Here is a 12,057-nt window from a genome sequence, read left to right on the forward strand (position 1 = left end):
AATTATTCGTGTTTGACAAAAATCTATCTCATTTTTAGACTCATAATCCATATAGGGACACGCCCTAATTGAACTACTCTTTATTGTAATACTGATTATTACGGCTCTGATCTGTGCTACTGATAAGTACAATACTGATATCAGAAATATTTTTAGTTGAGTTAACTAGGGTGCTAAACTAAAATTAGCTTGGTTATTCTGAGCAAATTCACTTAGCTTAATTGGCTCACCATTTAAATTTAAAGTTACATTTGATACATTCCCAATTTGAACTTTAAACGGAGTTTTACCGGCTAACTTATAACTGCCACGGCTCTGTTCGCCACTAATTAAAGTTTTACCTGTCGCGTCAATCACCGTTATAGGCGAGTTACCTTGAACCCAAAAATCTAAAGTAGCGTCTTCACCAGTAGCTGTAGCCGCTGCCGTAGAATCAAGATTTAAAGCCGATCCTGAACTGCCTAAATTATTACCACTATCCACCACGGTAGTTTTTACAGCTGCACCGGCAGACTGCTCACTATCAGATATATTATCTACAACGCCAGTATTAGGCTGCTTTTCTTGTGAGGCATCTTTTGCATTGGAAATAGTACGAATCAAAAATACCGCTAGAATAATAAGGCCAATTAAACCCAATAATAATAACGGATTAAAACGAATAGCACGTCGACCTTCTCGTTGTAAGGTGCCCATAGGCTTCAAAGGAGATTCGATGTCATCAACACTTTTCTTTTTTAGCGCATCCGGATAATTCCGATTGAAACTATCTACAACTTGATCCGAATCTAAACCTAAAAACTTCGCATAATTTATTACAAAACCACGCGCAAATGCTGCCTGTGGTAATGAAGTAAAGTCTTCTGCTTCTATTGCTTCAAGATGACGACGCAATATAAACAATTCAGCCGCCACATCATCTAGTGTCAAATTCTGACTTATGCGCGCTTGCTTGAGTTGATTGCCAAACGAGCCGAAGGTTTGATTAGATGTATCTAGGGTTTGGGTTAACGGGTCTTTTCTATCGATTTCCATGATGCCTCTGGGTAACGAATCCAAATTTTAAGCTTTTTGGCTTCTTCACTATACGTTAAATTATTGCATTAACTTATTTCTTTACATTATTGCTTTAAATTAGCGCGTTAAATTAGCTAAAGCTGCCACGCAATATGTCGGTGAGCCAAAAACTTACTGTTAATTTTTTTAATTTGCTAAATATTTAATAACTTACGGTATTACTTAAAACTTATTTAAAATTAAAAATTATAATTTGGAACTAAACTAAAGACTCAACTTCAACCCTTGTTGAATAATTCTAGGATTGTTGGTCTCACTGTCTCCAATAAATGCCAACATTTCAGTATATAAGGTTGTGGCTTGGGAGATCTGGTTATTAATTATCAACAAATCTATCAGTTCTAAATGTGCCAATAAGTTATTGCGGTCACGCTCTAAAATCTTAATAAAGGTATCTGTCGCTAAGTTATAATCCCCTAACTTTAAAGCAGTAAGTCCTAAGTTTTCTAATGCATTGATGCGACCTTCATATCCCAAAGCCGCTGCTGCTATTTCAAACTGAGTTACTGCCTCTTTATCTCGCCCTAACTGTGACAAATAAACACCATAATTATTGCGAGCCTTCATTAACTTAGGGTCTAAAGCCAATGCTTGCTTAAAATAACTCTCTGCTTTAACAACGTTTAAGCGGCTACCCTCAGTTTGCAACAAAACCCCCATCATATCATAGGCAGGGGCATAACGATTATTGACAGCCAATGCTTTTTCTAACTGACGTTTGGCCTCGTCCAAGTCGTTGCTCTTTAAATACTGTGCGGCCATCTGCGTTCTAATTGTAGCGATTTCATTGGCCTGTTCACCAGAATAAAACGCCTTTGAACTCGTCGCAGATGAATCAAAAGAGACAGATTGACAGCCTATGACACCCACCATTACATAAGTTGCAATTCCTAACTTAAGGATTTGTTTAACAATTACAAGCTGCTTTAGAATCGCAATCTGCTTAAAAATAGAAGCAGAGTTAAAAACAGCATTCCTTTTTATGACCTTAATCAGGCCATTTTTAGAACATAGATAAAGCCGATGCAGTTGCTCAGCAGTTAATAGGTTCTGAGCAAAGCCGATCATTTTTATCCCTAAATAGTTTACTTATTGCTAAATATAACACCACACGAGTCGTATTGTAACGGCCTAACCTTATTTCTGCACCAAAAACCTAAAAATATTTAGAATTAGGCCACTTTAATAGCTATGAAAGCAGTTATCTCATTTTTTTATAGCCATAATAGTCTCAAAACTGTCTATTAGAAAACTTTAGAATATACAAATTGAAGAATTTTACATTATAAAACAGTTAACCTTGTGGCTGCTCAGCTTGACGAGATTTAATACTTTCTTGCCACTTGGCTGAACGGCGAGTTCTATCTGCCACCTGACCCACCAATTGGCCACAAGCTGCATCAATGTCATCACCACGAGTCTGACGAATGGTACAAACAAAGCCTGCATTATTTAAAATATTGCTAAAGGCATGGATACGATTATTACTTGAGCGATCATAAGGCGCATGTGGGAAAGGATTAAACGGTATAAGGTTTATTTTACTCGGCAAATCTTCTAATAAATCCACCAATTGATGCGCATGCATATCACTGTCATTTACCCCTGCAAGCATAACATACTCAATAGTAACGTGCTTTTTATGGCGAGGGTTGTTGTCATGTACGTAGGCTTTGGCCGCTGCAATCAACTCGCTTAATGGATATTTCTTATTGATAGGCACCAGCTCATTACGCAGCTCATCATTAGGGGCATGCAGTGAAATAGCCAATGCCACATCGATATCTTTGTACAAGTCATACATTTTTGGCACTACGCCAGAAGTTGACAAAGTAACGCGACGTTTTGATAGCCCATAAGCATGATCAGATAGCATTAGGCTCATAGCTGACACAACTGGTTGATAGTTCAATAATGGCTCGCCCATGCCCATCATCACTACGTTGGTGACATTATTGTGCCATCCTAAGCTGTCCACGCCTTCCATATAAGAGGCATTGGCTACCCACAATTGACCAATAATTTCAGCGGCAGACAAATCACGCTCAAAGCCTTGTTTGCCTGTACTACAAAAACTACAGTCCAAAGCACAGCCGACTTGTGACGAAATACACAAAGTCTTACGTCCATTGACCTTACTGTCATCAGCAGGAATAAGTACAGTTTCAACCAATGAGCCGCCTGCCACTTTAAACACCCATTTACGTGTCCCATCTTCACTAAATTCTTTATGTACTACTTCTGGCGCTGTAACACATGCCTGCTCACTCAGCTTCTCGCGTAAGCCTTTAGATAAATTGGTCATTTTTTCAAAGTCAGTTACCCCATGCTGATAAATCCATTTCATAACCTGAGTGGCTCGAAATGGCTTCTCACCTATTTGCTTGAAGTACTCGCCTAACTGCTGTTGACTCATTCCCAAAATATTGGTTTTGATCGACTCAACTTCGTTAGGATTAAATGTGGCTGGCGTACTGTCAGCAGGCTGCATTGGAATTTTGGTCATGATGACTTAACTAACCTAATAGGATATGTGGGTTATTATAGATGCGATCATAGTTGATCGTTTAAATGCGGGCTGTATCTTATTTGCCATGTCATAGCTTAGCTGTGTCTTAGTTTAGCTATTTATTAGCATAAAGGAGGCTATTATAACTTAAAATTTAAGTTTAAATAGTTTTCGTCTGATTTTAAAGCTTAACGAGTACATGATAACAAGATCTTATAGCTTAAGCTGTGAATTAATAATGAAAAACGGCCAAGCCTGAAGACTTAACCGTTTAAGAGTGCTGCTTTAACCGAAATTTTTATGACGATAAAATCAGTAAAAAATCGGTTTATAAAGATAAAAACAGTTTACTATTTAAGATTAACGAGTACGGTCTAGAACTTCGTCTTCGCCGAAGAAATAGGCGATTTCACGTTTTGCTGACTCTGCTGAGTCAGAACCATGTACTGCGTTCTCATCTATGCTAGTAGCGAAATCTTTACGGATTGTGCCTTCTGCCGCATCAGCTGGGTTAGTAGCACCCATAATTTCACGATGCTTAGCAATCGCATTTCCGCCTTCAAGTACAGATACAACGACTGGACCTGAAGTCATAAAAGAAACTAGATCGTTATAAAATGGACGCTCTTTATGCTCAGCATAAAAACCGCCTGCTTTTTCATTATCAAGATGTAGCATTTTTGCAGCAACAATTTTTAGACCCGCGTCTTCAAAACGGCTATAAATAGCACCGATGTGATTGCCGCCTACTGCATCTGGTTTAATGATTGATAAAGTACGTTCGATAGCCATGTTTAGCTCCTCAAGGTGGGTTGACTTAAATAAAAAACGATATAATTTTATAGTTTTGGAAGCACCTCATTTTAAATATTCATTTTAATATAGAGGATGTCTTCAAACTGAGCTTATTATAACGACTCATTGATTAAATGACAGAAAAAAAACGAACTCATTTTAAAGTAGCCATATTATGACTTCAACCTTTAAATTTGGATGAGTATCATAGCAATTTAGCGAATTTATCTAATTTAATTAATTGAACTATTGTTTTTTAATTAATTGAACTATTGTTTTTTAATTAATTGAACTATTGTTCTTTTTTAATGTTATATAATTATTATGTCATTCTAAATATAAGTAACTAAGATTAGTTTTGACATATTTTATTGGCTATAATGGATTTAAAACTCTTTTGGTTAATACTTAAATTTAACGATATAAATTTTTTTAGTGAAATTCAAACAATAAATCGCTTCCAACTGAATATCTCTAAATTATCGTCATTAGTCTTTTACGCTTAACAGCAGCTAACGATTCACAACAGTCTGTCAGCGGTTACTAATATAAGTTGGTAGCCGTTTTTATTTTTTGGACCTTAAAGTAGCTTTGTATTCACTAAGTCTTATATTAATCATAGCCATATTATTACAAAAGTGACGAAGGATATCTTATGTTAGAATCGAAAGCCGCTATCACATCTAAATCAAAAACTCATGATCATAACGATAGCCAATATCAAGTAGGGGTTGTTAAACGATACGGCTTACTGGTTGTTATGGTTTTACTATCCATAATGGCTATTTTATGGCATATCTGGTGGCTTGCTTTATTGGCTATGATATTGGTATTTGTTGGTATCTATGATTTAGTGCAATCTAAGCATGCGGTGCTATTTAACTACCCGATCTTAGGTCATATCCGCTATTTTTTAGAAAGCTATCGTCCTGAAATACGTCAGTATTTTCTTGAAGATGACAAAGAACAAGTGCCTTTTTCTCGTCAACAACGAGCCTTGGTCTATCAACGTGCTAAAAATGTCAGTGATACCCTTGCTTTTGGTACCCTTGATGATTTATATGCCAAAGACAAAGAATGGTTTTTGCAATCGCAAACCAGTCATCATTTAGATGTTGAAGATTTCCGGATTATTGTGGGTAACGAGCGTTGTAAGCAGCCTTACTCTATGTCTGTTTTTAACATCTCGGCAATGAGCTTCGGCAGTTTGTCAGGTCATGCCATTATGGCCTTAAACCAAGGCGCTAAAATGGGAGGTTTTGCTCACGATACAGGTGAAGGCGCTATTAGTCCTTATCATCGCAAATTTGGGGGCGACTTAATCTGGGAGATTGGTACTGGTTACTTTGGCTGTCGCAATGAGAATGGTAACTTTGATGCTGAATTGTTTGTTGAAAATGCGAAACAAGAACAGGTCAAAATGATTGAGATTAAGTTGTCTCAAGGCGCTAAACCTGGTAAAGGCGGTGTGTTACCCGCTGGAAAAATCACCAAAGAAATCGCTTTAACACGCCTAATTCCGATGGGAGAGGACTGCATATCACCTTCGACCCACTCAGCTTTTAGCACCCCACGAGAGCTAGTACATTTCTGGCAGCAGCTTCGTGAACTATCTGGCGGTAAACCGGTGGGTTTTAAGCTATGTATTGGTCAACCTTGGCAGTTTATGGCTATTGTCAAAGCAATGATTGAAGAGGATAACTATCCTGATTTTATAGTGGTAGACGGTGCAGAAGGCGGTACTGGTGCAGCTCCTGTAGAATTTATGGACAGCTTTGGTATGCCATTAATTGATGGTTTTTTATTGGTACATAATACTTTAGTGGGTGCAAATATTCGTGATAAAATTAAAATTGGGGTGAGCGGTAAAATCATCTCAGCATTTGATATCGCTAAAATGCTTGCGCTTGGTGCAGACTGGTGTAACTCAGCTCGAGGCTTTATGTTTGCGGTGGGTTGTATTCAATCTCGCACATGTCACACCAACACTTGTCCAACTGGAGTAGCCACTCAAGATCCTTACCGTCAAATGGCTTTAGATGTGCCTAGTAAGTCTGAACGTGTGGCAAATTTTCATAAGAATACAATAAAATCTTTGGCAAACTTCGTGGGCGCAGTGGGCTTATCGCATCCTTATGATCTGCATCCTTATCACGTTGCAAGACGCATGAACGATGGATCAATTAAGCTATTGTCCAGATGTTTTTACTTTATGGATAAAGGCGCATTATTGAACATGAATGCTCGAGCAGACATCTATAACCAAATGTGGGCAATGGCAGATCCAGACAGCTTCAAAGCCGATAATGAAGCATACGTGGCATATAATCATGACTCACAGAATACTCACAAAAAAAACCAACTTCATGACAATCACCCACAGTTCCCTATTGACGTTTAATTGGTCAAATTTTTAGCATGGTAAAGGCCTCTATATGAAGAAACCAACGTCACTTTTTGGAATACAGACCTTCCTGTTAATAGTAACGTTCACTTTAGGGGCTCCTGTATTACTGTCAGGCTGTAAAGAAGGAGAGTTTGACGCGTTAATTGAGTCGGTAAAGGAATCAGCTATACCAGCGCAAAAGTTTTGTGAATCTAATTCGGCACCTTTTGCTTATGCACTATGCCAAGTATCACAGCAAAACTTAACCAAAGCCAACTCGCCATTATCTTTACATTTATTTTGGAAATCAGGCAAATTGCAAGCGTTAAATACAGAGATTAATGCGCCTATTGTCGATCAAGATCAGTCTATTAATCCCTTATATACATTCAATAATTTACTAGCAGATTTACCCAAAAGTAGCGAGCTAAAGTTTGCCACCAATGCAGGCATGTACAATCAGGAATTTGGCCCTATCGGCTTTACAGTTATTCAAGGCAAGCAAATTTTATCGCTGAACCTTAAAGAAGGCGCGGGTAACTTTCATTTGATGCCCAATGGGGTACTGTGGTGGAACAAAGATAATCAAGTGTTTATTACAGAAAGTCATCAGTTTGATAAGATGTTGCAAAATGGGTCTGCAAGTCCTTGGTATGCCACTCAGTCAGGGCCGATGTTGGTCATAGACGGTAACATCCATCCCAAATTTGATCCCAATAGTACCTCTACTAAGATTCGAAATGGTGTCGGTATCTGTGAGGATGGTAGTATCAAATTTGTGACAAGTAATGTGCCGGTCACTTTTTATCAATTCGCAAGCTTATTTAAAGAAGATTTAAAATGTAATAGTGCTCTATTTTTAGATGGTGGTATCGCCTCTGCACTTTATGCGCCAGATATTTCCTATCAAGACAATAAGAATATGGGGGTTATGGTAGGACTCATCGAGGATCATAGTAATGAGAAGCAATAGCTTACCCTTACTCTGACAATTTTTGCTACAATACGCGCTATTTTATTTATTCAAATATTTTTATTGAGTAATCTTCTATAGCAATTTTCATATCTATACCAATTTTCATATCTATTTATTAGTTTTAGTTATCGTATTAAGCTGTATTATTCTACCTTATTATTTTTTTACCTTTATTAGCAAATCAGATTAAGAGAGACAGGACATGGGCTTTAATTGTGGCATCGTGGGCTTACCAAACGTTGGAAAATCAACCTTATTTAATGCCTTAACCAAAGCAGGTATCGCTGCTGAGAACTTTCCTTTTTGTACCAAAGATCCTAATGTAGGTATCGTTCCTGTACCTGATCCACGTTTAAATAAGTTGGCTGAAATTGTAAAACCAGAACGGGTTGTGCCGACTAGTATGGAGTTTGTAGACATTGCAGGCTTGGTGGCAGGGGCCTCACAAGGTGAAGGCATGGGTAACCAATTTTTAGCCAATATTCGTGAAACTGATGCAATTGCCCACGTGGTTCGCTGTTTTGACGATGACAATGTGATTCATGTAGATGGTCGTGTTAGTCCTATCGATGACATTGAAACTATCAATACTGAGCTTGCTTTGGCTGATCTAGAAGCCGTTGAACGTGCTATCTTCAACCTAACCAAAAAGGCCAAAGGCAACGACAAAGATGCACAGGCCGCCTTAGACGTTTTCAAAAAAATCGAACCGCTATTGGCAGAGGGTAAAGCAGCTCGAGCTGCTAACTTAGACAATGATGAGAAAAAACTGATCAAAAGCTATGGCTTAATTACTTTAAAGCCCACCATGTATATCGCTAACGTCAGTGAAGATGGTTTTGAAAACAACCCATATTTAGATGCAGTACGTGAGTATGCTGCCAAAGAAGACGCTATGGTTCTGCCTTTATGCAATCAAATTGAAGCAGAAATCGCTCAATTAGACGAGGCAGATAAAGCTGACTTCTTAGAAGGCATGGGTATGGAGGAAGCTGGTCTAGATCAAGTGATTCGTTTTGGTTACAAGTTACTAGATATGCAAACTTACTTTACGGCTGGTGTAAAAGAAGTACGTGCGTGGACCGTCAAAGTGGGCGCTACAGCTCCTGAAGCTGCAGGTGTGATTCACACCGACTTCGAACGTGGATTCATTCGTGCTGAAGTCATCGCATATGAGGACTTCGTTGAACACAATGGTGAAAAAGGCGCTGCTGCTGCTGGCAAATCTCGCTTGGAAGGCAAAACCTATATTGTGCAAGATGGCGACGTAATGCACTTTAGATTTAACGTCTAAATTATGTCTATTTAAGCTCTACTGTCCTTTTAATTTTTATTGTCTTTTTAAGCTTTACTAGACTTTGATTTAGACTACCCTGAACGCTTTACGGGTTGCAGCTGAACAAGATAACTGAAATAAGCCGATAAGTTAACTTATCGGCTTTTTCTGTTATGCTAATGAAACTTGTTCCTTTATTGTTGATTGGTGATATATGACTCAGCCTAACCTTAATCTAAACTCAGATTTGAATAATTCAAACTTAAAAGGCATTTCGGCTCACAAGCGCTGGTCTTATTTATTAACTGACCGCCGTCTGGGTAGTATAAAAAAGGACAGATCGCAAGAAAAATCACGTACCCCATTTCACAAAGATTATGATCGTCTTATTTTTTCTCAATCTTTTAGACAATTAAACCAAAAAACCCAAGTTCACCCGTTAACCAATAAAATGGGTATCCATACTCGATTGACTCACTCATTAGAGGTGTCCTGTATTGGCCGCTCTTTAGGGATGATGGCAGCTGAGAAGTTACATGACAAATTGCCTGAGGGACTGCCACGCGGCGTTAGTGTGGGAGATGTCGGCGTTATTGTTCAAGCGGCTTGTCTTGCCCATGATATAGGTAACCCGCCTTTTGGTCATGCCGGCGAATACGCCATTAGAGATTGGTTCAATCAGCCTAGCCAGCAACAATTTTTAAGTTACATGACCCCTTTTCAGCGTTTAGATTTGCAAGGTTATGAGGGCAATGCACAAGGCTTTAGATTATTAACTCGTAATGAACATCATCCTGACCGTGGGGGCATGCGTCTGACTTGTGCTACCTTAGGTGCCTTTATGAAATACCCTTGGCTGGCAAAGCAAAGCAATCAAATTAAGATTGATGAACAAGGCCAATCTACCACCCCTATTCGAGCTTTAGACATTAAAAAGTATGGCATCTTCTACAATGACGCCAATCTTTTAGACAAATTAGCAGGACAATTAAGACTGCCGTATGCGCTTGACCATGACGGCTATGCTCGGCATCCCTTGGCCTATCTATTGGAGGCGGCAGATGACATCTGTTATGCGCTTATTGACTTAGAAGATGGCATTCATTTGAATATGATTGGCTATGAAGATGTTGAGCCATTAATGTTAGGCCTGATGGGCTCGCGAGGCGCACCACCTGAAGTCACCAATAATGCGCCTATTGTACAAAAGCTAGCTGCCTTACGGGGGAGAGCTATGATGCGATTGGTAGATAAAGTAACAGAAGCTTTCGTCGCTCATGCCGATGAAATGCTAGCAGGTGAAATGCAAGGCAGTCTATTCGACCACAGCGAGCCTAGCGTCAGTGAAGGCATCAATAAAGCCAAAAATCTTGCTTCAAATCAAATATTTGCCCACCCTAGCAAAATACGTATGGAACTTATGGCCAACCGTTGCCTACAGACTTTATTGGATGCCTTTATGCCTTTGGCATTGCTACCTATTACCCAACAATCACCACATTTTGAACAAAAGCATTTAAATCAATTGTTAAATCAGCATTTGCATACCTTACATCGTGAACTAGGAATGGATGTCTATGAAAATGCTTTAAATATTTTAGATTATTTGACGGGTATGAACGATCATGAAGCCTACCGACTGGCACAGGATTTAAATGGCATTGGCGATAAAGTATGGTAAGCTTAAAAATACGGCGCAAGAATGTAAAGACGTTTACTTCTTCTTTAGTAAAATTTGAAGGGTATTCACAAACATGATTTGATTGATTTAGTCTTTACCTTCAACTAGTAATTCTATAATTATTTTATGCGTGAACCCCTACAAAAACCTGTAAGTTAAGGATTGTATGCACACTGCTTGTGACCTACATTAAAACTTATTATTGACTGAGATTGTTTATCATGACCAGCAGCACTGATTCTAGCAACCTTGATTTTAGCAACGTTCATTTTAACAATATTGATTCTAGCAAGACAACTTTAACTAATAGCAATTCTATGACTAACAATAATTCATTGATCAGCAATAACTTAAACAGCCGCGAACAAAAAAAGATGCAGACTCGTCAAGCTTTTTTTAATGCGGTATTAGACCTGTGTATGATGGGTCAATCTTTTTCATCAATTAGTTTGCGTCAAGTCACTCGCGAAGTGGGCGTCGTTCCAACAGCCTTCTATCGTCACTTTGATGATATGGAATCATTAGGCCGTTGTTTGGTAGAAGAAGAGTTGGGTGAAGCGCTTTCAACCTTGCGCAGTGGCTTACAGATGGGTCGTAGACGTAGCTATGACCGCCAAATTGCCAAAAGCATTCAATTATTCTTTGCCTCTATTGACGAGCACCCCCGTTATTGGCAGTTCTTAGTCAGTGAACGTTTTGGCGGGTCAGAATCGGTTCGCAATGCTATAAATGCACAAATCAAATTGTTTGCTAATATTATGGGGGAAGACTTAGGCATTCAGCCAGCATTTCAACATATCAATGCTGAAGACAGACGCCTGCTAGCTGAGGCAGGGCTAAACTTATTCTTAACTTGGATTATTGATTGGTTAGATCTGACCTACTCTCAAGCTTATGATGAAGAAAAAGATATCAAAGTTACACACGATAAAAAAGAGCAAATGCTGCGTCAATGTGCTAGACAAGCACAAATGTTATTTTATGGCGCAGAAAACTGGCGCTCTAATGAAGCTACCTTGCTAGCAGACGATTAACTGGTCGTTAATTAAAGATTTTGACTGCGTTGATTATGGTAAATAAGGTGATTAAGTTGACGAAGCGTCTGATTGAAAATCAAACCTTTTAAATGACTTACTATGACCGGTTAAAATTAGAGACTTATAATATAGATATTTATTATTCGTTACTCAAAATGATAACCGCTCTTTAATTTATTTTTTTGATGGCTATTATGATACTAATGGGCTATATAGTGTTCTATTATTCATGCATTTATATAACTTATTCAAGCGTTTATATAACTCTTAGATTCAACGATGAAGTGCAACGTTTAGAAATGATGAGAAGAAGAGTAAGA

The 12,057-nt window shown here is 38.5% G+C and carries 9 protein-coding genes; 5 read left to right on the top strand and 4 right to left on the bottom strand.

Annotated elements, in window-relative coordinates:
* Positions 1 to 165: 165 nt before the first annotated feature.
* The 4 genes from QZ265_RS06710 to ndk form a co-directional block, all read right to left on the bottom strand.
* A complete protein-coding gene (locus tag QZ265_RS06710) occupies positions 166 to 1,035 on the bottom strand; it encodes a helix-turn-helix domain-containing protein (RefSeq protein WP_296404636.1) in 870 nt (289 codons plus the stop codon).
* Positions 1,036 to 1,281: 246 nt separating this feature from the next.
* Positions 1,282 to 2,145, bottom strand: coding sequence for a tetratricopeptide repeat protein (locus tag QZ265_RS06715; protein ID WP_296404638.1), 864 nt, complete (start codon positions 2,143 to 2,145; stop codon positions 1,282 to 1,284).
* A 226-nt stretch (positions 2,146 to 2,371) separates the two neighbouring features.
* Positions 2,372 to 3,583: a 23S rRNA (adenine(2503)-C(2))-methyltransferase RlmN gene (gene rlmN / locus QZ265_RS06720; protein WP_296404640.1), complete on the bottom strand. Its 1,212-nt coding sequence runs from the start codon at positions 3,581 to 3,583 to the stop codon at positions 2,372 to 2,374.
* A gap of 363 nt (positions 3,584 to 3,946) precedes the next feature.
* The gene (ndk, locus tag QZ265_RS06725) at positions 3,947 to 4,378 is read right to left on the bottom strand and encodes a nucleoside-diphosphate kinase (RefSeq protein ID WP_296404642.1); all 432 of its coding nucleotides are present in this window, start codon (positions 4,376 to 4,378) and stop codon (positions 3,947 to 3,949) included.
* A gap of 658 nt (positions 4,379 to 5,036) precedes the next feature.
* Between ndk and QZ265_RS06730 the strand changes: the two genes are divergently transcribed.
* The 5 genes from QZ265_RS06730 to QZ265_RS06750 all read left to right on the top strand — a co-directional run bounded on the left by QZ265_RS06730 (position 5,037) and on the right by QZ265_RS06750 (position 11,734).
* Positions 5,037 to 6,782, top strand: coding sequence for an FMN-binding glutamate synthase family protein (locus QZ265_RS06730; protein ID WP_296404643.1), 1,746 nt, complete (start codon positions 5,037 to 5,039; stop codon positions 6,780 to 6,782).
* A 34-nt stretch (positions 6,783 to 6,816) separates the two neighbouring features.
* Positions 6,817 to 7,740: a phosphodiester glycosidase family protein gene (locus tag QZ265_RS06735; RefSeq protein WP_296404645.1), complete on the top strand. Its 924-nt coding sequence runs from the start codon at positions 6,817 to 6,819 to the stop codon at positions 7,738 to 7,740.
* A gap of 205 nt (positions 7,741 to 7,945) precedes the next feature.
* Positions 7,946 to 9,037: a redox-regulated ATPase YchF gene (gene ychF / locus QZ265_RS06740; RefSeq protein ID WP_296404647.1), complete on the top strand. Its 1,092-nt coding sequence runs from the start codon at positions 7,946 to 7,948 to the stop codon at positions 9,035 to 9,037.
* Positions 9,038 to 9,233: 196 nt separating this feature from the next.
* Entirely contained in the window at positions 9,234 to 10,700 is a 1,467-nt protein-coding gene (locus tag QZ265_RS06745; protein WP_296404649.1) for a deoxyguanosinetriphosphate triphosphohydrolase, read from the top strand.
* A gap of 317 nt (positions 10,701 to 11,017) precedes the next feature.
* Complete coding sequence (locus QZ265_RS06750) at positions 11,018 to 11,734, top strand: TetR family transcriptional regulator (RefSeq protein WP_296404651.1); 717 nt, start codon at positions 11,018 to 11,020, stop codon at positions 11,732 to 11,734.
* Positions 11,735 to 12,057: the final 323 nt, after the last annotated feature.

This window comes from Psychrobacter sp., assembly GCF_018260395.1.
Classification (GTDB): Bacteria; Pseudomonadota; Gammaproteobacteria; order Pseudomonadales; family Moraxellaceae; genus Psychrobacter.

Excerpts from the sequence above, each read along its gene's own strand:
- rlmN (WP_296404640.1), bottom strand. The coding sequence starts at position 3,583 with ATGACCAAAATTCCAATGCAGCCTGCTGACAGTACGCCAGCCACATTT.
- QZ265_RS06730 (WP_296404643.1), top strand. The coding sequence starts at position 5,037 with ATGTTAGAATCGAAAGCCGCTATCACATCTAAATCAAAAACTCATGAT.
- QZ265_RS06750 (WP_296404651.1), top strand. The coding sequence starts at position 11,018 with ATGACTAACAATAATTCATTGATCAGCAATAACTTAAACAGCCGCGAA.
- QZ265_RS06715 (WP_296404638.1), bottom strand. The coding sequence starts at position 2,145 with ATGATCGGCTTTGCTCAGAACCTATTAACTGCTGAGCAACTGCATCGG.
- QZ265_RS06710 (WP_296404636.1), bottom strand. The coding sequence starts at position 1,035 with ATGGAAATCGATAGAAAAGACCCGTTAACCCAAACCCTAGATACATCT.
- QZ265_RS06745 (WP_296404649.1), top strand. The coding sequence starts at position 9,234 with ATGACTCAGCCTAACCTTAATCTAAACTCAGATTTGAATAATTCAAAC.
- QZ265_RS06735 (WP_296404645.1), top strand. The coding sequence starts at position 6,817 with ATGAAGAAACCAACGTCACTTTTTGGAATACAGACCTTCCTGTTAATA.
- ychF (WP_296404647.1), top strand. The coding sequence starts at position 7,946 with ATGGGCTTTAATTGTGGCATCGTGGGCTTACCAAACGTTGGAAAATCA.
- ndk (WP_296404642.1), bottom strand. The coding sequence starts at position 4,378 with ATGGCTATCGAACGTACTTTATCAATCATTAAACCAGATGCAGTAGGC.